Annotated in this window: 24 protein-coding genes; 6 read left to right on the forward strand and 18 right to left on the reverse strand. The window is 52.7% G+C overall.

Annotation, left to right across the window (positions count from 1 at the left end; translation table 11 throughout):
- Nucleotides 1–50 precede the first annotated feature (50 nt).
- A complete protein-coding gene (locus ACQG11_RS13490) occupies nucleotides 51–2,441 on the reverse strand; it encodes a glucose/quinate/shikimate family membrane-bound PQQ-dependent dehydrogenase (RefSeq protein WP_023299340.1) in 2,391 nt (796 codons plus the stop codon).
- Nucleotides 2,442–2,647: 206 nt separating this feature from the next.
- Between ACQG11_RS13490 and hpt the strand changes: the two genes are divergently transcribed.
- Complete coding sequence (hpt, locus tag ACQG11_RS13495) at nucleotides 2,648–3,184, forward strand: hypoxanthine phosphoribosyltransferase (RefSeq protein ID WP_003856303.1); 537 nt, start codon at nucleotides 2,648–2,650, stop codon at nucleotides 3,182–3,184.
- 64 nt (nucleotides 3,185–3,248) lie between these two features.
- On the opposite strand, the gene can is transcribed toward hpt, so the two are convergent.
- Nucleotides 3,249–3,911: a carbonate dehydratase gene (gene can / locus ACQG11_RS13500; RefSeq protein ID WP_003856301.1), complete on the reverse strand. Its 663-nt coding sequence runs from the start codon at nucleotides 3,909–3,911 to the stop codon at nucleotides 3,249–3,251.
- A gap of 107 nt (nucleotides 3,912–4,018) precedes the next feature.
- On the opposite strand from can, the gene ACQG11_RS13505 reads away from it, so the two are divergent.
- The 4 genes from ACQG11_RS13505 to ACQG11_RS13520 all read left to right on the forward strand — a co-directional run bounded on the left by ACQG11_RS13505 (nucleotide 4,019) and on the right by ACQG11_RS13520 (nucleotide 7,569).
- Nucleotides 4,019–4,945, forward strand: coding sequence for an ABC transporter ATP-binding protein (locus ACQG11_RS13505; RefSeq protein WP_003856300.1), 927 nt, complete (start codon nucleotides 4,019–4,021; stop codon nucleotides 4,943–4,945).
- Entirely contained in the window at nucleotides 4,942–5,712 is a 771-nt protein-coding gene (locus tag ACQG11_RS13510) for an ABC transporter permease (RefSeq protein ID WP_022647074.1), read from the forward strand. Before ACQG11_RS13505 ends, ACQG11_RS13510 begins: the two co-directional genes overlap by 4 nt.
- 105 nt (nucleotides 5,713–5,817) lie before the next feature.
- Nucleotides 5,818–6,258 (forward strand): PTS sugar transporter subunit IIA, encoded by a 441-nt coding sequence (locus ACQG11_RS13515; protein WP_319854705.1) that lies wholly within the window; start codon nucleotides 5,818–5,820, stop codon nucleotides 6,256–6,258.
- Nucleotides 6,259–6,321: 63 nt separating this feature from the next.
- Nucleotides 6,322–7,569 carry a polysaccharide deacetylase family protein gene (locus ACQG11_RS13520; RefSeq protein ID WP_032670914.1) on the forward strand — a complete coding sequence of 416 codons (1,248 nt, stop codon included), beginning with the start codon at nucleotides 6,322–6,324 and terminating at the stop codon, nucleotides 7,567–7,569.
- A gap of 3 nt (nucleotides 7,570–7,572) precedes the next feature.
- Here the strand turns inward: ACQG11_RS13520 and ACQG11_RS13525 are convergent, their stop codons facing one another.
- From ACQG11_RS13525 to thpR, 16 genes are all read right to left on the reverse strand, one after another.
- On the reverse strand, nucleotides 7,573–8,658 hold the full coding sequence (locus ACQG11_RS13525; protein WP_426728430.1) for a fimbrial protein: 1,086 nt from the start codon (nucleotides 8,656–8,658) through the stop codon (nucleotides 7,573–7,575).
- A gap of 20 nt (nucleotides 8,659–8,678) precedes the next feature.
- Nucleotides 8,679–9,281, reverse strand: a complete 603-nt coding sequence (locus tag ACQG11_RS13530) for a fimbrial-like protein (protein WP_426728431.1) — start codon at nucleotides 9,279–9,281, stop codon at nucleotides 8,679–8,681.
- Between the two features lie 14 nt (nucleotides 9,282–9,295).
- Complete coding sequence (locus tag ACQG11_RS13535; protein ID WP_023299346.1) at nucleotides 9,296–9,859, reverse strand: hypothetical protein; 564 nt, start codon at nucleotides 9,857–9,859, stop codon at nucleotides 9,296–9,298.
- 26 nt (nucleotides 9,860–9,885) lie between these two features.
- Nucleotides 9,886–10,455: a fimbrial protein gene (locus ACQG11_RS13540; protein WP_032625598.1), complete on the reverse strand. Its 570-nt coding sequence runs from the start codon at nucleotides 10,453–10,455 to the stop codon at nucleotides 9,886–9,888.
- A 38-nt stretch (nucleotides 10,456–10,493) separates the two neighbouring features.
- Nucleotides 10,494–13,088, reverse strand: a complete 2,595-nt coding sequence (locus ACQG11_RS13545) for an outer membrane usher protein (RefSeq protein ID WP_192970814.1) — start codon at nucleotides 13,086–13,088, stop codon at nucleotides 10,494–10,496.
- 81 nt (nucleotides 13,089–13,169) lie between these two features.
- On the reverse strand, nucleotides 13,170–13,913 hold the full coding sequence (locus ACQG11_RS13550) for a fimbrial chaperone (RefSeq protein WP_022647082.1): 744 nt from the start codon (nucleotides 13,911–13,913) through the stop codon (nucleotides 13,170–13,172).
- Nucleotides 13,914–13,998: 85 nt separating this feature from the next.
- Complete coding sequence (locus tag ACQG11_RS13555; RefSeq protein ID WP_023299349.1) at nucleotides 13,999–14,610, reverse strand: fimbrial protein; 612 nt, start codon at nucleotides 14,608–14,610, stop codon at nucleotides 13,999–14,001.
- Between the two features lie 324 nt (nucleotides 14,611–14,934).
- Nucleotides 14,935–15,315: an aspartate 1-decarboxylase gene (gene panD / locus ACQG11_RS13560; RefSeq protein WP_022647084.1), complete on the reverse strand. Its 381-nt coding sequence runs from the start codon at nucleotides 15,313–15,315 to the stop codon at nucleotides 14,935–14,937.
- Nucleotides 15,316–15,346: 31 nt separating this feature from the next.
- Nucleotides 15,347–16,198: a pantoate--beta-alanine ligase gene (panC, locus tag ACQG11_RS13565; protein WP_022647085.1), complete on the reverse strand. Its 852-nt coding sequence runs from the start codon at nucleotides 16,196–16,198 to the stop codon at nucleotides 15,347–15,349.
- 11 nt (nucleotides 16,199–16,209) lie between these two features.
- Entirely contained in the window at nucleotides 16,210–17,001 is a 792-nt protein-coding gene (gene panB, locus ACQG11_RS13570; protein ID WP_022647086.1) for a 3-methyl-2-oxobutanoate hydroxymethyltransferase, read from the reverse strand.
- A 123-nt stretch (nucleotides 17,002–17,124) separates the two neighbouring features.
- Complete coding sequence (gene folK, locus ACQG11_RS13575) at nucleotides 17,125–17,604, reverse strand: 2-amino-4-hydroxy-6-hydroxymethyldihydropteridine diphosphokinase (protein WP_023305457.1); 480 nt, start codon at nucleotides 17,602–17,604, stop codon at nucleotides 17,125–17,127.
- Complete coding sequence (pcnB, locus tag ACQG11_RS13580; RefSeq protein WP_071785222.1) at nucleotides 17,601–18,998, reverse strand: polynucleotide adenylyltransferase PcnB; 1,398 nt, start codon at nucleotides 18,996–18,998, stop codon at nucleotides 17,601–17,603. Before pcnB ends, folK begins: the two co-directional genes overlap by 4 nt.
- Nucleotides 18,999–19,040: 42 nt before the next feature.
- A complete protein-coding gene (gene gluQRS / locus ACQG11_RS13585) occupies nucleotides 19,041–19,931 on the reverse strand; it encodes a tRNA glutamyl-Q(34) synthetase GluQRS (protein WP_022647088.1) in 891 nt (296 codons plus the stop codon).
- A 59-nt stretch (nucleotides 19,932–19,990) separates the two neighbouring features.
- Nucleotides 19,991–20,446 (reverse strand): RNA polymerase-binding protein DksA, encoded by a 456-nt coding sequence (gene dksA, locus ACQG11_RS13590; RefSeq protein WP_001155232.1) that lies wholly within the window; start codon nucleotides 20,444–20,446, stop codon nucleotides 19,991–19,993.
- 176 nt (nucleotides 20,447–20,622) lie between these two features.
- A complete protein-coding gene (sfsA, locus tag ACQG11_RS13595) occupies nucleotides 20,623–21,327 on the reverse strand; it encodes a DNA/RNA nuclease SfsA (RefSeq protein ID WP_032625548.1) in 705 nt (234 codons plus the stop codon).
- Complete coding sequence (gene thpR, locus ACQG11_RS13600) at nucleotides 21,317–21,871, reverse strand: RNA 2',3'-cyclic phosphodiesterase (RefSeq protein ID WP_003856249.1); 555 nt, start codon at nucleotides 21,869–21,871, stop codon at nucleotides 21,317–21,319. Before thpR ends, sfsA begins: the two co-directional genes overlap by 11 nt.
- A 73-nt stretch (nucleotides 21,872–21,944) precedes the next feature.
- Between thpR and hrpB the strand changes: the two genes are divergently transcribed.
- Nucleotides 21,945–24,374: an ATP-dependent helicase HrpB gene (gene hrpB, locus ACQG11_RS13605; RefSeq protein WP_426728432.1), complete on the forward strand. Its 2,430-nt coding sequence runs from the start codon at nucleotides 21,945–21,947 to the stop codon at nucleotides 24,372–24,374.
- Nucleotides 24,375–24,462: the final 88 nt, after the last annotated feature.

Raw genomic sequence — 24,462 nt, forward strand, 5'->3', positions numbered from 1 at the left:
CATAGGACACCCGAAAGCCCGGTAAGCGTTAGCGCCACCGGGCTTTTTCATTACTTAGCGTCGTCAGGCAGTGCATACGCGACAATATAGTCGCCCATCTTCGTGCCAAACGAACCGTGACCACCTGCGGAGATGACAACGTACTGTTTGCCATTCACTTCATAGGTCATCGGCGTTGCCTGTCCACCGGCTGGCAGACGGCCTTGCCACAGTTTTTCACCGTTGGTCATGTTGTAGGCGCGCAGGTAGTTATCTGCGGTTGCCGCGATGAACAGCACGTTACCGGCGGTGGAGATTGGGCCACCCAGCATTGGCATACCCATATTGAACGGAACTGGAACAGGCATCGGGAACGGCATGCTGTCCTGTGGCGTACCAATACGTTTCTTCCAGACGATCTTGTTGGTCTTCAGATCCAGACCGGAGATGTAACCCCAGGCAGGCTGTTTACACGGCAGACCGAACGGAGAAAGGAACGGATTCAGGGTCACACCATAAGGAACGCCATACTGCGGCTGGATACCGGCTTCGGTACCGCTGCCTTTCGCATCTTTCGGCTGCTCCATTGGGTTACCCGGACCACGAGGGATCAGACGGGAAACGAACGGCAGCGCCATTGGGTTAGCGATGGCGACCTGACGGTTAGGGTCAACGGAGATCCCACCCCACTCGAACATCCCCAGGTTACCCGGGAAGACCAGCGTGCCCTGCTCTGACGGCGGCGTGAAGATGCCTTCATAGCGCAGCTGGTGGAACATCACGCGGCATACCAGCTGGTCAAACATCGTGGCACCCCACATGTCTGCACCGCTGAGGTCTTTCTCCGGACGGAAACTCAGATCAGAGAACGGCTGCGTTTTGGTGACGTAGTCGCCTTTGGCCGCACCCTGCGGAACCGGTTTTTCCGGCGCAGGAACAACCAGCTTACCGTTGCTGCGATCCAGCACGAAGATGTTGCCAGTTTTGGCCGGGGCGTAAATCACCGGAACGGTTTTACCGTTAACGGTAATGTCCGCCAGCGTTGGCTGGGACGGCATATCCATATCCCACAGATCGTGGTGAACGGTCTGGTAGCTCCATGCCAGTTTACCGGTCGTTGCGTTCAGCGCCACGATGGAGCTGGCGTAACGTTCCTGCTCCGGCGTACGGTTACCACCCCAGATATCCGGCGTGGTCACGCCCATCGGCAGGTAAACCAGGTCCAGCTTCGCGTCATACGCTGCCGGTGCCCAGGAGTTCGGTGAGTTAAAGGTAAAGGTGTGTTCATCCGATGGGATCGCGTTGGGATCTTTCGCGCCCGGGTCGAAGGCCCACAGCAGTTTACCGGTGTTCACGTCGAAACCACGGATAACGCCGGAGGTTTCGCGGGTAGAGAAGTTATCCGTTACCGAACCGGCAATCACGATGGTTTTATCGGTAATGATTGGCGGGGAGGTTGGCTCATACAGACCCGGCGTAGTGTCCGGCATGTTGGTCTGAAGATTCAGAATGCCTTTGTTAGCGAAGGTTTCGCACAGCTTACCGGTCTCAGCGTTGATGGCAAACAGGCGGCCATCGTTCACCGGCAGCATAATGCGGCGAGGACAGTCGGCAATGACTTCCGGGCTGGCATTATCAGCGCGCGCTTCGTGGTAAGAGACGCCGCGGCAGGTGATGTGCTGGAACGACGGGTTGGAGTTCAGCTGTGGATCAAAGTGCCATTTCTCTTTACCGGTGGCCGCGTCGAGCGCGAACAGACGCTGGTGCGCCGTACACAGGTAGAGCATGTTGCCCACTTTAATCGGGGTCACTTCGTTGGTCAGCTCACCCGGATCGTTCGGCATTTTCAGGTCGCCGGTACGGAATACCCAGGCTTCCTTCAGGTTTTTCACGTTGTCCGCATTGATCTGCTTCAGCGGGGAGTAACGTTGACCTTCCTGATTTCGACCATAGGCTGGCCAGTCGCCGTCAGCCACCTGCGAAATAGCCGCAGCCGGTGTGGATTCAGTGTTCAGCGTACCGTGGATCTCCTGCGGGTCGTTGAATCCGGCCCAGGTCAGGATGCCGCCACTAATCAGCAGGGCAACGACCAGACCGGCTACAGCACCACTGGAAGGGACGATCAGACGACGCCAGACAAACGGCAGGATCAGCCAGATACCGAAGAAGACCAGAATGTCGCTGCGCGGCGTCAACGCCCAGAAGTCGAACCCGACCTCCCAGACGCCCCAGATCATGGTTGCGAGCAGTAACGCTGCGTACAGCCACAGAGCAGATTGTTTTCTGCGTAAAAGCAGGACGGTTACGCCAACCATAACCAGACCCGCAATCGGGTAGTACCAGGAGCCGCCAATCGCGACCAGCCATACGCCACCGATTAACAAATACAGCGCGCAGAATGCGGCAAACGCGGCTGTTAATGTCACCAGTAGACGCGGCTGTTTAGTTTTTGTTTCAGCCATAGAAAAGTACTCGTCAGTTTTGTTAATTATTTGCTAGCAATTAATTATAGGTATTAACAACTGTGATCGGAATCACAAATATTGCTTTTTATAACTCATACGCCAGGGCAATCCATTTACTGGTATAATGGCTGGCTTGCGTATCGATGCCGGAGCGAGAGTCATCCGCATTGAGAGATTTTCACTAAAATCATTTGGTTAGTAATATGAAACATACTGTTGAAGTGATGATCCCGGAAGCCGAGATCAAAGCGCGTATCGCCGAACTGGGTCGTCAAATCACCGAACATTACAAGGACAGCGGCAGCGAAATGGTGCTGGTCGGTCTGTTGCGTGGTTCTTTCATGTTCATGGCAGACCTGTGCCGTGAAGTGCAGGTGCCGCACGAGGTCGATTTTATGACCGCCTCCAGTTACGGCAGCGGCATGTCCACAACCCGTGATGTGAAAATCCTGAAAGATCTGGATGAAGATATTCGTGGCAAAGATGTGTTGATTGTTGAGGACATCATCGACTCCGGCAACACGCTCTCTAAAGTGCGTGAGATCCTGAGCCTGCGTGAACCAAAATCACTGGCGATTTGTACCCTGCTGGATAAGCCTGAACGCCGTGAAGTGCAGGTGCCGGTGGAGTTCGTTGGTTTCTCCATCCCGGACGAATTCGTGGTGGGTTACGGCATTGATTACGCGCAGCGTTATCGCCATCTGCCGTATGTTGGGAAAGTAGTGATTCTGGACGAATAATTGCGGGCTGTTGCCCTCACCCCAGCCCTCTCCCACAGGGAGAGGGTGAAAACCCCCGGCTTTGTTATTTATGGTTCACATGCTTAAGCTTGAGGTTGGCAATTCCCGAGCGGTAACGCTGTTCCAGCGTTTCGCGGTTGGTGGCGGTCACTTCCAGATTGCGCAGCAGACCGTCGTGAATACCGTACGCCCAGCCGTGGATGGAGACCTTCTGCCCGCGTTTCCAGGCAGACTGCATAATCGTCGAGTGGCCCAGGTTATAGACCTGCTCCATTACGTTCAGCTCACACAAGGTGTCGAGACGGCGCTCCTGCGGCATTTCGCCCAGCAGTGAGCTATGTTTGAACCAGATATCACGAATGTGCAGCAGCCAGTTATCGATTAACCCCAGCTCTGTGTTTTCGACCGCCGCCTGCACGCCGCCGCAGCCGTAGTGGCCACAAATAATGATGTGCTCAACCTCAAGAACGTCAACGGCGTACTGCACAACCGAAAGGCAGTTGAGATCGGTATGAATAACCAGGTTAGCCACATTGCGGTGAACAAACAGTTCGCCAGGTTCAAGACCCGTCAGACGTTCGGCGGGGACACGGCTGTCAGAACATCCAATCCAGAGAAAGCGCGGGTTCTGCGCTTGCGCGAGTTTTCCAAAAAATCCGGGGTCTTCCTCCACCAGCATTTTTGACCATAGTGCATTGTTGCTGATGAGTGTATCTATGTCGTTCATGGAGGTTAGCGACCTGTAACCAAGTGATTGCGTTGCGCTACTATAGGGTAACCCGACTTTTAATGAAACCACACAACGTGTGTCAGAACTTAAGGTAAGTTGAATTCATGGCGATTGCACTGGAGCTTGAACAGCTCAAAAAAACCTACCCGGGGGGCGTTCAGGCGCTGCGCGGGATAGATCTTAAAGTCGAAGCGGGAGATTTCTACGCGCTTCTGGGACCGAACGGGGCGGGGAAATCCACCACCATCGGGATCATCAGCTCGCTGGTCAACAAAACCTCCGGCCGCGTCAGCGTGTTTGGCTACGATCTGCAAAAAGATGTGGTCAACGCCAAGCGTCAGCTGGGGCTGGTGCCGCAGGAGTTCAACTTCAACCCGTTTGAGACGGTACAGCAGATTGTTGTTAACCAGGCGGGTTATTATGGCGTTGAGCGCAAAGAGGCGCTTGAGCGCAGCGAAAAGTATCTGAAACAGCTCGACCTGTGGGAGAAGCGTAACGAACGCGCGCGGATGTTGTCCGGGGGGATGAAGCGCCGCCTGATGATTGCCCGCGCGCTGATGCACGAGCCAAAGCTGCTTATCCTTGATGAGCCGACTGCTGGCGTGGATATTGAACTGCGTCGTTCCATGTGGGGCTTCCTGAAAGATCTGAACGATAAAGGCACCACCATCATTCTGACCACGCACTACCTGGAAGAGGCGGAAATGCTGTGCCGCAATATCGGCATTATTCAGCACGGTGAGCTGGTGGAAAACACCTCGATGAAGAATCTGCTCTCCAAGCTCAAATCAGAGACCTTTATCCTCGATCTGGCGGCGAAAAGCGCGCTGCCGAAACTGGAGGGCTACAACTATCGCCTGGTCGATACCTCGACGCTGGAGGTAGAAGTGCTGCGCGAGCAGGGTATCAACAGCGTGTTCTCACAGTTGAGTGCGCAGGGCATTCAGGTATTAAGCATGCGTAACAAAGCAAACCGACTGGAAGAGCTGTTTGTCTCTCTGGTGCACGACAAACAAGGAGACAAGGCATGACGCATCTTTACTGGGTCGCGCTGAAAAGCATCTGGGCAAAAGAGATTAACCGCTTTATGCGTATCTGGGTGCAAACCCTGGTGCCGCCGGTGATCACCATGACGCTCTACTTCATCATTTTCGGTAACCTGATTGGCTCCCGCATTGGTGAGATGCACGGTTTTACCTATATGCAGTTTATCGTGCCGGGACTGATCATGATGGCGGTGATCACCAACGCTTACGCGAACGTGGCGTCGTCGTTCTTTAGCGCCAAGTTCCAGCGCAACATTGAAGAGCTGCTAGTGGCCCCGGTGCCAACGCATGTGATCATCGCCGGTTACGTGGGCGGCGGCGTAGCGCGCGGGCTGTGCGTGGGGATTCTGGTGACGGCGATTTCGTTGTTCTTCGTCCCGTTCCAGGTGCATTCTTGGCTGTTCGTGGCGCTCACATTATTGCTGACGGCGATCCTGTTCTCCCTCGCCGGGCTGCTGAACGCGGTGTTTGCTAAAACGTTTGATGACATCAGCCTGATCCCGACCTTCGTGCTGACGCCGCTGACCTATCTGGGCGGGGTGTTTTACTCCCTGACGCTGTTGCCGCCGTTCTGGCAGGCGCTGTCGCACCTGAACCCGATTGTCTACATGATCAGCGGCTTCCGCTTTGGCTTCCTCGGCATTGCCGATGTCCCGCTGTTCACCACCGTTGTGGTGCTGGTGGTGTTTATCGTGGCGTTCTATCTGCTGTGCTGGTATCTGATCCAGCGCGGACGCGGGCTGCGTAGCTAACCTTCTGCCCGGCGACGTTCTGTTTGCCGGGCACTTTCTTTGACAGTTATCACCGTAAACTAACCTTCACCTGGATAAACTACTCGCCTGCTAAGGAGAGACGTTATGCTGGGATGGGTGATCACCTGCCACGATGAAGAGGCACAGGAAATGCTGCTTAAGCTGGCGGCCCGATTTGGCCCCCTGGCGCAATGTCGTGCGGTAAATTACTGGCGAGGGCTGAGCACCAATATGCTCAGCCGGATGATGTGTGACGCGCTGCATGAAACCGACACCGGCGATGGCGTGATTTTTCTCACTGACAGATCCGGCGCGGCGCCATACCGTGCGGCTGCCCTAATGAGCCATAAGCACGATAACTGTGAAGTAATCTCCGGTATCAGCCTGCCTTTACTCGAAACGATGTATCCGCTGCGCGCAACGTTGAGCAGCGCTGAGTTTCGTCACGCCATTGTGGCGCAGGGCTCGCCGGGCGTGAGCAGCTTGTGGCACCAGCAGCAGAAGAACCCGCCTTTTGTTCTGCTTCACGATCTGTATAAGCATTAAACATTGGTATTGATGCCGCTTTTGTTACAATGGCGGCTGATTTTCTGTGTCGATTTATATTCCATGCTCAAGCGCGTTATCTTTATCCTTCTGCTCGTGGTTTCCGGTGGTGCGTCTGCCAGCCTGACCAGCCAGCAAGGCCTTCCTGCTCAGTATATGCAAACCACCGAAGATGCGGCCATCTGGGCGCAGGTGGGAAATGCCGTTGTGAATGTGGGGAATGTCCGCGCCGGGCAGATCCTCGCTGTCTTTCCGGCCGCGGCGGATTACTATGAATTTCGTTTCGGATTCGGTACGGGGTTTATTGATAAAGACCACCTTGAAAAAGTTCAGGGCAAACAACGCGTTGAGGATAGCCTGGGTGACTTGAACAAGCCGCTCAGTAATCAAAACCTCATTACCTGGAAAGACACGCCGGTTTATAACGCCCCCAGCAGCGGAAGCGCGCCCTTTGGCACCTTAAGCGCTAATCTTCGCTATCCGATTCTGAATAAGCTGAAAGACCGCCTGAACCAGACCTGGTTCCAGATCCGTATCGGTAATCGTCTGGCATGGGTAAGCAGCCTGGATGCGCAGGAAGATAACGGGCTACCGGTTCTGACCTACCATCATATTTTGCGTGATGAAGAGAACACCCGTTTTCGACATACCTCCACGACGACCAGCGTACGTGCGTTTAATAATCAGATGGCCTGGTTACGCGATCAGGGCTACACCACGCTGACGATGTACCAGCTTGAAGGGTACGTGCGTAACAAGATGAACCTGCCCGCGAAAGCGGTGGTGATCACTTTTGATGATGGCCTGAAATCGGTGAGCCGCTATGCGTATCCGGTGCTAAAAGAGTATGGCTTCAACGCGACGGCGTTTATAATTTCATCCCGAATCAAAGGCCACCCGCAGAAGTGGGATCCAAAATCGCTGCAGTTTATGAGCGTTCAGGAAATTAAGGGCATCCAGGATGTGTTCGACATTCAGTCTCACACTCATTTCCTGCATCGCGTGGATGGCTATAAACACCCCATCCTGTTGAGCCGTAGCTATCACGTGATCCTGTTTGATTTTGAACGCTCACGTCGTGCACTGGCTCAGTTCAACCCGCGCGTATTGTATGTGTCGTATCCGTTTGGCGGCTATGACAATAAAGCGATAAAGGCAGCGAATGACGCTGGTTTTCATCTGGCAGTGACGACGATGAAAGGGAAGGTGAAGCCGGGGGATAATCCGTTCCTGTTGAAGCGTTTGTATATCTTAAGAACGGATTCACTGGAGACGATGTCGCGGCTGATCAGTAATCAGCCGCAGGGATAGCGGTTAGTCGTATGAAAGGGTGAATACGCCGGTGGCTTTAAACGACCCCGGTTTCACTGTGTTTCCGTTTGCTACCAGTTGAGCAACATAATTAATTTGCTTGGATTCAGGGGTTTGGTAGTCCGTTATGACATAGGATGAGTCAGGATTATTCGGCAGAAGTTGAGAGGTTCCGTTATACATGATTTTCACGCCTGCGCCCTCAGCTCCGGACGTAAGCGTATTACCAAGAAGATCATTGTTTTTTCCGGTTAGCTTTGAGGTGGTGAGTTTGGTTGTGATATTTGCCACACCGGTACAATTGCTTAAGCTAATGGAAAAAGGGATATCCTTAACCCGATTGTTTTTAATGTCTGAAACATAATATTCTCCCAGGTTAACATTATTAGTACCATCCGATAGCATGGCCATGTCGCAGGTTGGAAGAACGATCGGGATCTGGAATGAGTCCTCGTTGACCATAAATGTCCATGGTTGGTTGTCACTATCATCTGGATTACCAATAGCCATTTTACCCAGAGTGCCGGGTTTGGGTCTGATTGAGGTTTCTTTGTTCGGGTTGCCTCTGTAACCTTCATCAATATAAATTTGAACTGAGGTGTTTATCCATTTTTCATCCCACGGGTCAGATTTTCCGGAGGAGGCAACGGTAGTCCAGCCAGTAGTATTCATAGCGAAGTAACCACCCATGCCTCCAGTGCTTTCTGCGGTGTGCACCCTTACGGAATAATAAATCCCCGGAATATTTGTTTCAAACATAGCCCTGCCATAACTACTCCCCATTAGCAAGGTCGGGTTTGTTTGTGACACGAGGTTAAAACCATCGTCCCCCGGACCACATTTGGCCTGAATGCCTGGTGTCAGGTTAACGTTAAAAAGAGTACTGGCGTAGTTACCCGGAGGGGGAAGACGTACGGTGCCACCTGAGTAGTCAGAATTGATTAGCGTGGTTGTGCCGCCTTTTCCATTATTCATTTGGCACTCCCCTGCCCAGCAGGAGTGGCTGAGGGTAAATAACGCGCTCGCCATGGCAAACGCCATTGTGCCTTTCACGTTGAAACCCTGTCTTATAAAGTTGAACATTCTCATCCTTTTTCCTGTTCTGATTATTATTCGTAAGTGACGTCAACCAATACTTTACTGGTAACGACACCACCAGCCACTACGCCAATATTTTGATATCGGGCATAGAACTGATAATCCGTTAAAAATGCAGTATCCTGACCGCTTACGTCAAAAGTGATTTTTGACGTGCCGTCGTTGTTTAAAACATTCTTTTTATATTTTTCAGAGAAAACGACGACGCCGACATTTTTTGCCGCGTCTGCGGCGGTATCATCACTTTTGAAAACCTGATTTTGTCCTGGCCAGAAACCCGACTGCGGCGAAAAGCTAAAACTCAGCTTTTTAGCCGTACCGCTGTCTCCATAGCAATCATCTACATGGATCTTAAAAGGCGTACCGCCTGCATCATCGGTTGCAGTAAAACGATCGCTACCATCCGGGTTATAAAACCAACTGCGCATCGCATTGGGGAGATAAATTTCGCCATCATTTTCCACGGTCATCTTACAGGTGCTATTAACAATGTTAGCGGTAATATTTACGTCTAATCCTGAGCTTGCCTGGCTTACGCCAGGCAAGATGCCACCAGCCAAGCCCATAAGCAACACAAGACCGGGCTGGTATAAAATAAACGGTGATTGTTGCATACTGGTTCCTGGTATTATGGATAAGCGATAGTAAACGTGACTGGCGCAGTAACCGCCCCCGCGCCTACATCAGCAATGGTTTGGCCTTGCCCGATAACGATACGGGAATTCATCGGGAATTCACCGGTACCATCAGTAATGGTGACATCCTTAGCAGCCGGAGGCGTGTTACAGCTCATAAGCTCGCCAGTATCGACAACACCCGACCAGATCTCAAAGCCCGTTGCTAAGCCGCCAGAGTAAGAATCACCCGTCTTGTTGACGCCACTGCATTCACCACCAGCGCCTTTCGCAGCGGACACCGTTGCCTTGGTTACTCCAGAACAGTTGGTGAAACTAATCTTGAGCGGCTCGACACGGGTTTTGTTCACCAGATCGGATTTGTATACGTCGCCGAACGCAATTTCAGTGGAGGCTGTGCCTGCATCGTTAAGTACTTTTGCGGTACATGTGCCTGATACAATTTTTGATTTAATCGTTAATTCGACACTAGGGGTGCCTGTAATTGCTGCGCTTGCCATTCCCGAGAACAGAAGAGCAGAAACGGACAGGGCGATAAAAGTAGAATTGAATTTCATAATGTTGCTCCGTTTTCCTGCACTAATCACTCGTAGCTAAATTCAAAGGTCGCCACGGCCTGAAAATCACCAATGGTCATGCTGTTTTCTTTTGTTTCACGTAAGGTGGCCACCAGAGCAACTTCCTTATTCTGGATTTCTGTCGGACTCCAGACCAGGCGCTCTGAATCCAGGGTTGAGTTAATGATAAAAGGAGTATTTGGTGCATCGGCTCTGGCGATTTCAGCCGCAGAGTAATCAGCGCCACCGTTAGTTTTTGCAATCTGGTTAACAAGGCCGCTAGCTAAATAACCTGATTTGGTTCCTTTTACGGTTGTTTTTAACGAGGTCAGCGACGCCGGGCATTCAACGAGCACAATTTTGAAATTGGCATTTGCCGTTCCGGCTTTGACATCATCTAAACGTACCTGACCGTTATTACCGATAGTCAGCGTTTGCTGCGTATCTGAACCCGTACCGCCGACCAGTTTCATATCGCAGGTGGTTTCGCGGATATTGGCAGTGAAGTTAACATTGAGATCGGCTGCCGCAGCAGAACCTGACATCGCTAACATTGCTAATGCGATTAATGAATAACCGCAATGATTTTTCTTCATATTATTTCCCATGGGTGTGATTCCCTGTTTTAACATCATTACATTTGGCACTGTTGATTACTCAGAATCGTGGTTAAGCCTGCTTTCTTCGCATTTTCAGGAATCTGATAATGCACCGTGCAAGAGCTGGATCCATCGCTTCCCCATACCACCCGGAGAGCGCCTTTGTCTTCCACACCGCGTACATAAGCTTGTCCTGCCTGGCCTACCGTTCCGATAGATTCGTTTTTCTCATTCAGAACGTCTGCACCTAACGGAATAAAGCCGTTATCAGAACGTTGTAATTCCAGAACAAGCGAACGACCTTCATCCGTTTCAAAATTCACTAATACAACGGAGCCATTGCGAGGTACGGCAACAGCGCTGGTATTTTTGATTTCAACGTCTGCTTCGAGAGTGCTGATATCGAGCGATACTCGGTTTTCTCTGTAGGCTGACATATACGGCATAATCCCGTACCCGGAGCTGTTAATGCGGCTTTGGCCGTAACCCAGCCGAGCACCCGTTGCGCCACTTGCTTTTACCAGCGCAAGTGAATCCGTTTCGCCGATACTGCCGGATGTAAATACAACGCCACCCGAGTGAACAACCATTCCGCCGTTATAACTCGCGGAATACTGTTTACTATTGTCATCGCCAAAGGACGCTGAGACACCGAGCGGCCCGTAAGGACTGTTCCATGAGCTATAGCCACTGACCTGGTTCAGGTTGCCGTAGTTGCCCCCGCTTGATGAGGCGCTAACGGAATAGCTCACTTCACTGTTTTTGGAGTTGCCGCTTGCCGTAGAGTTAAAACTGGTACCGCCTTTTAAATCAGTGCGCAGGCTCATGTTGACATTATTGAATCCGCCTGACTGCGCGCTATCTTTATTGAATATGCTGAATGGAATACTGACGTTTAAATAAACGCTGTCATCCTTTTCCCCTGTTTCGTTGTACGTGCGTTGCACAGAAACGCTATAGCTACCGTAAGCAAAACTATTGTTGTAACCCACGCTGTAGTCGGAAGTGGAGCTAGAGTCATTCCAGTAATCCTGCCAGGTGCCGCTAATATAGAGTGAGCCGTATTCATCACCGTTAACATTCAATGGCTGATTCAGGCTGACCTGTATCTGGTTTTTGGTACGCTGATAATCAGCATAAAGCTCGGCATTGCTGTCATAAGATCGATTGCCATATTCCTCGTGATGAATACTGTCCTGCAATGAGGCGGCATCGTTAAGGCTGAGATAATCTTCTGTAGAGAAGCGATAAGCTGCCACGTTAAGAGATGTGTTAGTGGCTTCAAGCATTTTGCTGTAGGTCAGCCGATAACTTTGCCCTTTAAGCGTGTCCAGCCCGTCGATATCGGCATAGGACCCGGTAACATCTAATGCGAATGCACCAATACGGGTATTCATAGCCAGACCAAGCAGGCCGGCGTAGAAATCCATATCCGTATATTGCGCACCCACGTAACCGGTAAAGGTATTATTCAGACCATACGCGTAAGTTGCGTAGCCAACGTTTGGCTTATCATGCACTGAATCATCATTCAGCTCACCTAAACCCACATCCCAGCGGCTGGAGCCTGGGCGGAGCATTTGTGTAACTGAGGAGAACGGAACGGTAAACGTCCGTTTACTTCCATCGGCTTCCTCTACAGTGACAATCAAATCATTGCCATAGCCTGTTGTACTGAGGTCATTGATCTCGAAAGCACCGGGTGGAACGGTGGTTTCATAAATTTTATTGCCGCTTTGCGTTACGCTAACTTTGGCGTTACTGTTTGCCACACCACGAATTACTGGCGCGTAGCCAGAGGTGCCTTCCGGGAGCATGCGGTCATCGTTATACATACGCGCACCACGCAGGCTCACCGAGTCAAAGACATCACCGCGTGTGTAGGAATCACCCATTACCATCTGTGCGTTAAGTGGTGTGATGTCTCGCTGGAGGTAGATATCCTGGCTGGAATAATGTGTGCCATTATCGCTGTCCCAGTTCAGACTGCCGCGAGAACGTAAACGCCACGGCCCCACGTTCAGGCCATAATGCAAGCCCGCATAAGCGGTATCTGAATTGGTGCCGTTTGACTCGCTGTGCCAGGTATTAAGATCGTATGAGAGTAATCCGGCCGGAACACCATTATCCCATAATGAAGGATCGACATACCCTGCTGGAAGCTTAAGCACGTAGATTTGCGGGAAGTTAAGATCCATTTCCTGCTTGCTACTATCAAAATTTTCAGAAGCACCGGGATAATATTTTTTGATATCTACGCAAGACGTTTCGTCGTTTTTGACATCATCGCCTAATATGCTGGTATCAACGCCTGCCTGTGTCAGCGTGAGTTTAGTCAGACATGCTGAGGCACGTGGCGTTTTGTTATCAATGAATGTCATCTCGACCGTGGATTTTGAATTGCCATTCAAATTCACTTTTACACGGTAAGTACCTGGCAGAACTGGGTTGCCATAAGCATAACGATCGACATTGATACCTCCACCATTATCGATAAGGAACTGGTCATTAAATTCAATGGCCGATTCTGTTTCGGATGAGGTGTCTACAGCTTTTTTTTCAGTCTCGCTGGCATGCAGAGGAAATGCTGCACAGATTGCGAGACATAAAATTGATCGTTGAAATAGCATGCTTCATCCAGACAAGTCGTCGTATGAATGCTATGAATCATTCATACGTGTTATATTTATAATGTGGCGGTGGTGCGGTTATTAATTTACTTTGCTTTCAAAAGTATCAGAGCCGCCATTGTCATTAATGGTTTCGTAAGCAACAGTGCCGGTGGCAGTACTACCTAAACCTTTTACCTGCATAATTTGAGTACTAAACGGTAAAATAGATTTATGCTCAACCTGGTACTCTTTATTTGCTGATTTCAGCTTTACATTTGAAATAGAAACGTTGTAAGGGGAATCATTGTGTGCGATCAGGTTTAGCGTATTACCTTGTTTTTGTTGTGACCACGTTACTTTGGCTGCTGCATCTCCTGGCGTACCTTTCAGGCCGTCAGGTCGGAAAAAGAGTTTAATACGTGTGCGGAATGCCAGCTGGAGCTGGTTAGGATTTTCACCGTCTTTCACTTTTGACTTCGGTGGAATCTCGAGCACATTGAACCAGAATAGGGATTCGCGATCTTGCGGCAATGAACCACCCAGGTACGAGATCCGAACGGATTGACCTTTTTGCGGATCAATTCGGGATACTGGTGGAGTAATAATAAACGGTAGTTTTAATTCCTGTGGGTTGGTGTCATCGCGACCGTCATCGAGCCATGATTGAACTAATAGTGGCTTTTTGCCACGGTTGTCTAAAGAAACGATGACATCTTTTTGCGACTGCTGATAAACAATACGTGTTCCCGAAATAACGATATCTGCGCTTGCCTGGAATGACGCGACAGCAGCAGCTGTAAAGCAGGCAGCTTTAAATCCTTTATAAAATGATGTGCTTAACATTTTTCCACTTCCTGTTGGAATGATATCAATAGTCCCCTGACGTACGTCAGGGGATAATATGAGCATTTTATTTATGCGCTTAAAATTACTCGTAGATCATGGTGAATGCAGCTTGTGCCTGAACCACACCAGCTGACACTGGGTTGTTGGCCGCATCCCAGTTCTGACCCTGGGTATACGCTACACGGTAGTAAAGTGCGCCTGCGCCTGTGGTATCAATCGTTGCTTTCTGGGTATTGTTGGTCTGATCCAGTTTGATCTGATCGGTAGCGGAGTTGCCATCGTTTGACAGTACCAGATTGACGTTTTTAGCGGCGCCTTGAGTATTTGATGGTGGAACCAGCAGACCGCCGGAAGTTGAAGAAGAACCCGCCCAGGAATCAAACTGAGCAGATGCCTGGTTGACGGTAGCAGAATCACAACCTGTCAGGGTGAGGGAGAATTTCTTTTCTCCCAGGGTGCTGGTGGTACCCAGCGCATTAGCGAAGTCTTTTACAAACACGGTATCCAGGTTAACGTCAAAATCATTACCATCCTGGTCAATCTTCTGATCCAGGGATACTTTACAGGTGTTATTAGAAACCATACCGTGGAAAGTAATAGTGCCTGTATCTGAAGGAATATCAGCTGCCATTGCAGAACCCGCACTCAGAACCATTGCTACTACAGTTGCCAGACCTAATTTATTAAAAGACATTTTTTATATCCATATTTAAATGCTAGAAAAGTGAACATAAGCAAGGCTTATGTTCGTTCCGAACAGATGCTTCGGGAAAAGGATTCTAAGTGATGAGTAATGGTTGTGAGAAGCCGTTAGGCGTTAGAAATACTTAAACGATCTTTAAGTCAATATGATTATTTAATAGTGAATGATAATAATTGTTCATCATTTTGATGAGCAGGTGTTCGGCAGGGTGACTTGAATATATTAATAAAAATATATAAAAAGAACGCTATTCATTTTAATTATGTATAAATTACCCAACCTATTTGTCGGGTAATTTATAACAGTACTATTGGCTTAGGCAACCTGAACCGGAATTGCCTTCGCAATACGTTTCATTTCATTATCGCCTTCAAAGTATGCCACTTTTGGCTGCCAGCGACGTGCCTCTTCGTCAGACATCATCACAAAGCTGGCAATAATGACGATATCACCCACGTCCGCGCAGTGCGCCGCTGCCCCATTAACGGAGATGATTTTAGACCCGCGTTCAGCGGCAATCGCGTACGTTGAAAAGCGTTTGCCGTTATTAACGTTCCAGATATCAATAGCTTCGTTTTCGAGAATACCCGCCGCGTCGAGAAAATCCTGGTCGATCGCGCAGGAGCCTTCATAGTGCAGGTCGGCCTGGGTGACTTTCACACGGTGAAGCTTACCTTGTAGCATTTTGCGAATCATTACGTTTACCTTTCACTTCCGGGTAGTAAAACTACGCCAGTTCAACCACTTTGTTGTCGATAAGGCGGGCCTGGCCGAGCCAAGCCGCCACCAGAATTACCGCACGTTTGCTGGTATCTGAGAGTTCCAGAAGCGTATCGGCATCCCGAATTTGAACGTCGTCAGCACGAAGACCTTTCTCGTTCAGCGCCTGTTCAGCCAGAGCGATGATTTCTTCTGCGGTTAATTCTTTTGCCAGCAGTTGCTCTGCCATGGTATTCATGACTTTGCTTAAGCCTGGCGCAATTTTACGCTGTTCCGCAGTCAGATAGCCGTTACGGGAGCTAAGCGCCAGGCCATCTTTCGCACGTACAATCGGCACGCCGACAATCTCTATGTCGTAGCCCATATCGGCAACCATTTTGCGGATCAGCGCCAGCTGCTGGAAATCTTTCTCGCCAAAGCAGGCGATGTCCGGCTGCACCAGGTTAAACAGCTTGCTGACGATGGTGGAAACGCCGCGGAAATGGCCCGGACGGCTGGCACCCTCCAGCATGGTCGAAATACCCGGTACGTCGACGTAGGTCGCTTCAGTGGTACCCTGAGGATAAACATCTGCGGGGGCCGGTGCGAAGACGATATCCGCATGACGTTTTTTGAGCTTCTCGCAATCTTCCTGCAAGGTACGTGGATAGCGCGCCAGATCGTCTTCGCGATCGAACTGCATCGGGTTAACGAAGATACTGACTACCACGATATCTGCACGGGCTCTCGCTTCATCGACCAGCTTCATATGGCCGTCGTGCAGATTGCCCATGGTCGGGACGAGGGCGATACGTTTACCTTCCTGACGTGCACGGCGGATATGCTGGCGCAGCAGCGGCAGAGTTTCTATGATTAGCACACCTGGACTCCTTAATGGAAACTGTGTTCTTCGCCCGGATACACGCCGGACTCAACCTCGGCAATATACTGCCGCACAGCAGCACGCATGTCGCCTGCTTCTGTCAGGAAATTTTTAGCAAATTTTGGAATGTGACCGCCGGTGATCCCGAAGGCGTCGTGCATGACCAGAATCTGGCCATCGGTGACGTTGCCCGCGCCGATGCCGATCACCGGAATCGACAGCGCCTCAGTGATACGCTTAGCCAGCTCAACCGGCACACACTCCAGCACCAGCAGCTGTGCACCAGCGGCTTCCAGCGCCAGGGCATCATCAAACAGCGTCTGCGCCGCATCGCCACGCCCCTGAACTTTATAACCGCCAAAGATATTCACGGATTGCGGCGTCAGCCCTAAGTGCCCGCAAACTGGCACGGCCCGTTCGGTGAGCATTTTCACCGTATCGACCAGCCAGTCGCCGCCTTCGATTTTGACCATATTGGCGCCGGCGCGCATCACAGTTGCCGCATTTTCAAAGGCCTGTTCCGGGGTGGCATACGCCATAAACGGCAGATCGGAAAGTAGCAGGCAGGCGGGCGCACCCCGGCGCACGGCGCGGGTATGGTAAGCAATATCCTCGACCGTGACCGGCAGAGTAGAATCATGTCCTTGTACCGTCATCCCTAACGAGTCTCCGACCAGCATGACGTTGATCCCTTCTTCGGCAAACAGTTTTGCGAAGCTGTAGTCATACGCGGTGATAGTGGCGAAGCGTTTCTTTTCCTGTTTGCATTTCTGCAATAAGGAGATGGTAGTTGGTTTCATACTGTTTCCTGATGGCCCAAAAGCGGATCTTTGCGCATTCTAACAGTAACATTCGAGGGAACAATGATTTTAGGCAATCGATTAACCATATTTGACACATGGCTAATCGGGGGTGACACGGGATTACCAGCGGACCGGTTTTTCCGCGTTGAGGCTTTGCAGAACGGCGTTCAGCGAGGTGCCGTCAGGGAAGGTGAGATCGGGGGCGACTTCAAACAGTGGCCAGAGCATAAACGCACGGTTTTTCATGTCATAGTGCGGAACGGTGAGGCGCTCGGTGTTAATCACCTTGTGGCCGAAAAGCATAATATCGAGGTCGAGCGTGCGCGGTCCCCAGCGTTCGGCTTTACGTACGCGACCCTGCTGTAGCTCAATACGCTGGGTATTATCCAGCAGCGTTTCTGCGTCAAGGGCTGTTTCCAGCACCACGGCGGCGTTCAGATAATCAGGCTGATCCTGCGGGCCGAGCGGGGGCGTACGGTAAAAGGAGGAGACCGCCACGATATGGCTTTGCGGGATCTCCCCCAGCGCCTGAACGGCAGCGTTAACCTGCTCAAGCGGAGAGGCCAGATTGCTGCCGATGGCAATATACGCCAGGGTCATGCTGTGCCTTCACGACGCGGCGCGCGCTTGCGCGGGCGACGGTGACGACGGCGCGGTGCCGGCTCGTCATCCAGATCCGTGAGCATATCTTTTTGCTCCGGTGGTGCAGAGACCTGAAATTCTCCCCACCACTGCGCCAGGCGCTGTAGCTCCTGGTTTCTTTCGACTTCAGCACGCAGAGAGAGCAAATCGAACGCGGCGCGGAACTTAGGATGCTCCATCAGTTTCCAGGCACGTTTACCCTGACGGCGGGACATACGCAGCTGAAGCTGCCAGATATCACGCACCAGCGTGGTAATACGTTTCGGGATCGCCAGCGTGCGACAGCCTTCGTCCAGCACGTCGTTTGCCGCCAGCGCGAACGCATCATAATAGGCGAGGCCGCTCTCCTGGGTAATGCGCTGCGCCGTTTCCAGCAGCGGATACCAGAACATGGCCGCGAACAGGAACGCCGGATTCACGCGCATATCGTTATGAATACGGGTATCCGTGTTCTTCAACACCTGTGCAATCATCCGCTCCATTGCGCTGTCACCGTTTTCGGTGAAGTAGCGGGTAATGGTCGGGAACAGCGGCTGGAACAGGTTGTATTCACGCAGCAAATTGTAGGTTTCAAACCCGTAGCCTGCCTGGAGCAGCTTTAACGACTCCTCAAACAGACGGGCAGGGGGGACGTCGTTAATCAGCGTCGCCAGGCGCGGGATCGGCTCTGCGGTTTCCGGGCTGATACGCATGTTTAGCTTGGCGGCGAAACGCACGGCGCGCAGCATTCGGACCGGATCTTCGCGATAGCGCGTTTCCGGCGTGCCGATCAGGCGAATCAGGCCGTCTTTCAGATCCTGCATACCGCCGACGTAATCGCGCACGGTAAAATCCGCCACGCTGTAGTAAAGGCTGTTGATGGTGAAATCGCGACGCTGAGCATCTTCTTCAATAGAGCCGAAGATGTTGTCGCGCAGCAGCATGCCGTTTTGGCCGCGCTGGGAAGTTGTGCGATCGTTGACGCCCGCTTCGTGGTGACCGCGGAAGGTCGCCACTTCAATAATTTCCGGTCCAAACATCACGTGCGCCAGACGGAAACGGCGACCAACCAGACGGCAGTTGCGGAATAATTTACGCACCTGTTCAGGCGTGGCGCTGGTCGTCACGTCGAAATCTTTTGGTTTTTTGCCCAGCAGTAAATCGCGCACCCCGCCGCCGACGAGATAGGCCTCGTAGCCTGCTTTATTCAGACGATAGAGCACCTTGAGGGCATTTTCACTGATATCTTTGCGGGAAATATTGTGCTGCTCACGCGGAATGACCGACATGTGTGGCTGTGCAATAGCATCATTCGCCATGCTCTCTTCGCGGCTCAGCACTTTACGGCAAAAATTAGCGACTCGGGTAAAAATAGTACACCTCGTAGTGTGTTTTGTTATCAAAAAAGCGGCTAATCATAGCTCAGCGCAACGCATTTGAGAATGCTGGATTTTTGGCACGGCCATAAGCGTCCAGTCAGCAATGGCCGTTTTCAGCAATTCATCCAGACTCAGATCCTGCCATTCCTGCGTTACATTCTGGTTGAGAAATCGCAGCGCGTCGATCAATACCGGGCGCGGATCGCCGTCAGGCAGCGCCGGGGCATGATTCTGTTTTGACAGCTTACTCCCCTGTTCATTGACCGCCAGCGGCAGATGGATGTAATCCGGCACCGTCCAGCCAAACTGCTGGTAAAGCGATATTTGCCGCACGGTAGGCTCAACCAAATCCGCCCCACGCACGATTTCCGTGACGCCCTGGAAATGGTCATCGACAACCACCGCCAGGTTATAGGCAAACAAGCCATCGCGACGGTGAATAATAAAATCTTCACGCGCCAGACGATCATCCGCCTGAATGGTTCCTGAGAGGACATCGGTAAACTGCGTCACCGGAGCGCGCTGTATCAGCCGTACGGCGGCATTCTCAGGGCCGTTGTGCCGCGTACGGCAGTGGCCGTCGTAAACGCCACCCACGCTCTGAATTCGCGCACGCGTGCAGGTGCAGTTATAGGAAAGGCCCTGTTCAGCAAGCCACGCCAGACGTTCACGGTAGGCATCATGGCGTTGAGACTGCCAGAGTACGTCGCCGTCCCAGTGAAGACCGTAATGTTCCAGCTGACGCAGAATAGTTTCTGCCGCACCGGGAACTTCACGCGGAGGATCGATATCTTCAATGCGAACCAGCCATTTACCCTGACGGGCGCGAGCCTGTAGGTAGCTGCCGAGCGCGGCAATTAATGAGCCGAAGTGTAATTCACCGGAGGGAGATGGCGCAAAGCGCCCGATATAGTGAGATTCAGACATATCAACGGTAACAAGGCGGGAGAAACTCCCGCCTTAGCAGAGTAGTGAGAGGGAAGGCGTTAGCCAGCCATCTGTTTTTCGCGGATTTCTGCCAGCGTTTTACAGTCGATGCACAGATCGGCTGTTGGACGCGCTTCCAGACGACGAATACCGATTTCAACACCGCAGGATTCGCAGTAGCCAAAATCTTCGTCCTCGACCTTTTTCAGCGTTTTCTCGATCTTTTTGATCAGTTTGCGCTCGCGGTCACGGTTACGCAGTTCGAGGCTGAACTCTTCCTCCTGAGCGGCACGGTCGACCGGATCCGGGAAGTTAGCAGCTTCATCCTGCATATGTGTAACGGTGCGATCGACTTCATCCCTGAGTTGATTACGCCATGCTTCAAGAATACGCTTGAAGTGCGACAGCTGGGCTTCGTTCATATACTCTTCGCCCGGCTTCTCTTGATACGGCTCCACCCCAGCGATGGCGAGAATACTCAGGGACGATGTTTTACGGTTTTGCCCTTCTTGCATGTTGCTTCTCCTTAACACGCACTATCGATCCCCGTGTTGGGGGAAAAATCAGGTCGCTATAAATAGCAGATGCTTTTCCGTATGGCAATTATCTAAACGTAACACTTGACAACCCTGTGAGGAAAAGCGTATTTGCGCACGCGGCCAGAACACTTATTAGTCAATCGTCTAATCCCTTATAGGACAATGGGAAGAGAGGATCTCAGAGTCATATTATCGGCAGAAAGTTCCGCTTTATAAGCGAAAATCTCTACCCCCTGCTTTTGTGCCTCATTCAACAATTGCGCGTATTTAGGATCAATATGACGGGCCGGGGAAAACCGTTCAATGGCTGAATGCAGAACCGCAAACAGCAACACGGCGCGCTTGCCCGCCGCCGCTACACTCATTAGCTCCCGCAGATGCTTCTGGCCACGTAGCGTTACCGCATCCGGAAAGAAGCCGTTTTCCTCTTCCGCTAACGTCACTGATTTCACTTCAATATAGCACTCAGGGCGGTCTTCCGCCTGTAACATAAAATCAATTCTGCTGCCTTCATCGCCATATTTCACTTCGCTTTTTTGCGTGCCGTAACCCACCAGTTCAGGAAGGATTCCATTTGTCAGGGCTTCCTTAACCAGCTGATTTGCGCGCAGGGTATTAACGCAAATAAATGCCCCGCTTTGCGTCTCGGTCATTTCCCAGGTATGAGGATATTTGCGTTTAGTATTTTCTGATGTGGAATACCAGACCGTGTCACCCGGCGTGGCGCAACCGGTCATGGCGCCGGTGTTAGGACAATGCAGCGTGAGCGTTTCGCCCTCAGGCGTGATCACGTCAGCGAGAAAGCGTTTGTAACGCTGGATCAGCGTGGCGGGCTGGAGTGCAGGGCTAAACTTCATCAGGATTCCTTAACGTGTCGCCCAGCGTCCAGCGCTGGAGCGGAGTGTAGCGGGTGCGTCCTTGTACAAAGGCAGATTCGTACAGCGCAAATTCATTCACCTGAAAAGACCAGTGAAAGCCCGGTGGCGGGATGGCAACAGCCTGACCCGCATCGCGCAGCAGGGTAATGTGGGGATGAAACGGCTGCGGGCTCTGATAACAGCCGCTGCGCGCGGCCTGTGCCCGCAGCATGTTGGCGAGCTGGAGCAGTCCGCGAGGGGGCTGCCGCGTCCCCAGCCAGACCACCCGAGAGCGCAGCCATTGCCCGGCATCGTCAAGATGCAGCGTAAAACCCGGCTGAGAAATGCGTCCGGCCATTGCGCTTAACGCGCGCTGCTTTTCTGCGCTCACCTCGCCAAGAAAAGCTAACGTCAGGTGCATATTGGCGGCGACGACAGGGCGGCCCGCTTCCGCGGGGAAGTGGCTGGCGCGCCAGCGAACAATTTGCCGTTGAAGCGTGGTGGGTAATTCAATGGCGAAGAATAGCCGTTTTGACTCAGACATGCGCAAGACTCGGTAATGATATGCGCCGATGCTACAATGTACGCCGATTAATGTTAACCCTCTGGAGCCGTAAGTGTCCTCTTTGCCCGTCGCCGTCGTCCTTCCTGAGCTTCTCGCAGCCTTAGAACATGCGCCACAGGTTTTGCTCAGCGCGCCCACCGGAGCGGGTAAATCCACCTGGCTGCCCCTGCAAATTCTGCGCGAGGGGAGCATCAGCGGGAAAATTATCCTGCTGGAACCGCGCAGGCTGGCGGCGCGCAATGTGGCGCAGCGCCTGGCGGAACTGCTGAATGAAAAACCGGGCGAGACGGTAGGGTACCGGATGCGCGCCGAAACCTGCATTGGCCCGTCTACGCGGCTGGAGGTGGTCACTGAAGGCATTCTTACCCGTATGCTGCAAAACGATCCGGAGCTGAGCGGCGTCGGGCTGGTGATCCTTGATGAATTTCACGAGCGCAGCCTCCAGGCCGATCTGGCCCTTGCGCTGCTGCTCGACGTTCAGCAGGGGCTGCGCGACGACCTTCGGCTGCTGATTATGTCGGCGACGCTGGATAACGAGCGGCTCCGGCAGACGCTCCCTGACGCGCCGATGATCTCCTCTGAAGGGCGTGCGTTCCCGGTCGAGCGCCGCTATCAGCCGCTGCCTGCCCATCAGCGTTTTGACGAAGCCGTTGCCATCGCCACCGCCGAATTGCTCCGTCAGGAACCCGGCTCGCTGCTGCTGTTTTTACCCGGCGTAGGCGAAATCCAGCGCGTACAGGAGCAACTGGCATCCAGGGTGAGCAGTGACGTTATGCTGTGCCCGCTCTACGGCGCGCTGCATTTGGCTGACCAGCGCAAGGCGATCCTTCCCGCACCGGCGGGGCAGCGCAAAGTGGTAATGGCGACCAATATCGCCGAAACCAGTTTGACCATCGAAGGCATTCGCCTGGTGGTGGACAGTACGCAGGAGAGGGTGGCCAGTTTTGATCCGCGTACCGGGCTGACCAGGCTACTGACGCAGCGCATCAGCCAGGCCTCAATGGTGCAGCGCGCAGGCCGAGCAGGGCGTCTTGAGCCGGGTATTTGCCTGCATTTAACCAGCGCCGAGCAGGCGGAGCGTGCGGCATTGCAGAGTACGCCTGAGATTTTACAAAGCGATCTCTCCGGGCTGGTAATGGATCTGATGCAGTGGGGCTGCCCGGACCCTGACCAGCTCACCTGGCTTAATCCTCCGCCTGTTGTGAACCTTTCCGCCGCGCGCAGCCTGCTGACCCAGCTTGGCGCGCTGGAAGGCGAGCGACTGACGGCGCGCGGCCAGAAAATGGCGGCGCTGGGCAACGATCCGCGTCTGGCTACGATGCTGGTGGCAGCACAGGGCGACGATGAAATTGCCACGGCGGCAAAACTGGCGGCTATTCTTGAGGAGCCGCCGCGCGGTGGCAGCAGCGATCTGGGACAGGCCTTTTCACGCCATCAGGGAAACTGGCAACAGCGCGCGCAGCAGTTGTGTCACCGCCTGAAGAGCCGGGGAGGATCGCCTGACAGCGATAAAGTTATCCCTCTTCTGGCCCAGGCCTTCCCGGACAGGATCGCGCGCCGTCGCGGGCTGGATGGTCGTTATCAACTGGCAAATGGGATGGGCGCGATGCTGGACAGCGATGATGCTCTGACGCGTCATGAATGGCTGATCGCGCCGCTCTTACTCCAGGGTAGTCACTCCCCGGATGCGCGCATCTTGCAGGCGGTTGCCGTAGATATTGACGCCCTGACGCGTGCCTGCCCGCAGCTGCTTCAGCAATCTGACATCGTCGAATGGGATGATGCCCAGGGCACGCTGAAGGCGTTCCGTCGTAGCCAGATTGGCAAACTGACGCTCGGGACAAAACCGCTGGCTAAGCCGTCGGAGGAAGAGTTACACCAGGCGATGCTGAACGGCATTCGGGAAAAAGGGCTGAGCGTGTTGAACTGGACGCCTGAGGCTGAACAATATCGTATACGTCTGCACTGCGCCGCGAAGTGGCTGCCGGAACAAGGGTGGCCAGCGGTGGATGATGAGACGCTGCTCGCGACGCTTGAACAGTGGTTGTTGCCGCAGATGAGCGGCGTACACTCCCTGCGCGCCCTGAAGGCGCTTGATGTTAAGGCAGCGTTTCAGAATTTACTGGACTGGTCGTTACGTCAACGTCTGGATAGTGAACTGCCTGGGCATTACACTGTGCCAACCGGGAGCCGGATTGCCATTCGTTATCATGAGGATAATCCGCCAGCGCTGGCGGTTCGGATGCAGGAGATGTTTGGTGAGGCCACCACGCCGTCAATCGCTGAAGGGCGTGTGCCGTTAGTGCTTGAGCTGCTTTCGCCTGCGCATCGTCCCTTGCAGATCACCCGCGATCTGGGTGCGTTCTGGGCGGGGAGCTATCGTGAAGTGCAGAAAGAGATGAAGGGGCGATATCCCAAACACGTCTGGCCGGACGATCCGGCGAATACCGCGCCGACACGGCGCACGAAGAAATATTCGTAATGGGGGAGTGCGGCCTGAAAGGGAAAGTGCGGCCTGATGCCCTCACCCCGGCCCTCTCCCACAGGGAGAGGGAGGAAACACTAAAGAC

This window comes from Enterobacter cloacae complex sp. 372C4, from assembly GCF_050030615.1.
In the GTDB taxonomy this organism is placed as follows: domain Bacteria; phylum Pseudomonadota; class Gammaproteobacteria; order Enterobacterales; family Enterobacteriaceae; genus Enterobacter; species Enterobacter intestinihominis.

Bases quoted from the DNA above. Each gene is read 5' to 3' on its own strand.
- gluQRS (WP_022647088.1), bottom strand. From the start codon at position 19,931: ATGTCTGAATCTCACTATATCGGGCGCTTTGCGCCATCTCCCTCCGGT.
- ACQG11_RS13545 (WP_192970814.1), bottom strand. From the start codon at position 13,088: ATGCTATTTCAACGATCAATTTTATGTCTCGCAATCTGTGCAGCATTT.
- hpt (WP_003856303.1), top strand. From the start codon at position 2,648: ATGAAACATACTGTTGAAGTGATGATCCCGGAAGCCGAGATCAAAGCG.
- ACQG11_RS13555 (WP_023299349.1), bottom strand. From the start codon at position 14,610: ATGTCTTTTAATAAATTAGGTCTGGCAACTGTAGTAGCAATGGTTCTG.
- thpR (WP_003856249.1), bottom strand. From the start codon at position 21,871: ATGTCTGAGTCAAAACGGCTATTCTTCGCCATTGAATTACCCACCACG.
- ACQG11_RS13550 (WP_022647082.1), bottom strand. From the start codon at position 13,913: ATGTTAAGCACATCATTTTATAAAGGATTTAAAGCTGCCTGCTTTACA.
- ACQG11_RS13505 (WP_003856300.1), top strand. From the start codon at position 4,019: ATGGCGATTGCACTGGAGCTTGAACAGCTCAAAAAAACCTACCCGGGG.
- dksA (WP_001155232.1), bottom strand. From the start codon at position 20,446: ATGCAAGAAGGGCAAAACCGTAAAACATCGTCCCTGAGTATTCTCGCC.
- panD (WP_022647084.1), bottom strand. From the start codon at position 15,315: ATGATTCGCAAAATGCTACAAGGTAAGCTTCACCGTGTGAAAGTCACC.
- ACQG11_RS13510 (WP_022647074.1), top strand. From the start codon at position 4,942: ATGACGCATCTTTACTGGGTCGCGCTGAAAAGCATCTGGGCAAAAGAG.
- can (WP_003856301.1), bottom strand. From the start codon at position 3,911: ATGAACGACATAGATACACTCATCAGCAACAATGCACTATGGTCAAAA.
- sfsA (WP_032625548.1), bottom strand. From the start codon at position 21,327: ATGAAGTTTAGCCCTGCACTCCAGCCCGCCACGCTGATCCAGCGTTAC.
- ACQG11_RS13520 (WP_032670914.1), top strand. From the start codon at position 6,322: ATGCTCAAGCGCGTTATCTTTATCCTTCTGCTCGTGGTTTCCGGTGGT.
- ACQG11_RS13515 (WP_319854705.1), top strand. From the start codon at position 5,818: ATGCTGGGATGGGTGATCACCTGCCACGATGAAGAGGCACAGGAAATG.
- ACQG11_RS13530 (WP_426728431.1), bottom strand. From the start codon at position 9,281: ATGCAACAATCACCGTTTATTTTATACCAGCCCGGTCTTGTGTTGCTT.
- ACQG11_RS13540 (WP_032625598.1), bottom strand. From the start codon at position 10,455: ATGAAGAAAAATCATTGCGGTTATTCATTAATCGCATTAGCAATGTTA.
- ACQG11_RS13490 (WP_023299340.1), bottom strand. From the start codon at position 2,441: ATGGCTGAAACAAAAACTAAACAGCCGCGTCTACTGGTGACATTAACA.
- ACQG11_RS13525 (WP_426728430.1), bottom strand. From the start codon at position 8,658: ATGAGAATGTTCAACTTTATAAGACAGGGTTTCAACGTGAAAGGCACA.
- panB (WP_022647086.1), bottom strand. From the start codon at position 17,001: ATGAAACCAACTACCATCTCCTTATTGCAGAAATGCAAACAGGAAAAG.
- folK (WP_023305457.1), bottom strand. From the start codon at position 17,604: ATGACCCTGGCGTATATTGCCATCGGCAGCAATCTGGCCTCTCCGCTT.
- ACQG11_RS13535 (WP_023299346.1), bottom strand. From the start codon at position 9,859: ATGAAATTCAATTCTACTTTTATCGCCCTGTCCGTTTCTGCTCTTCTG.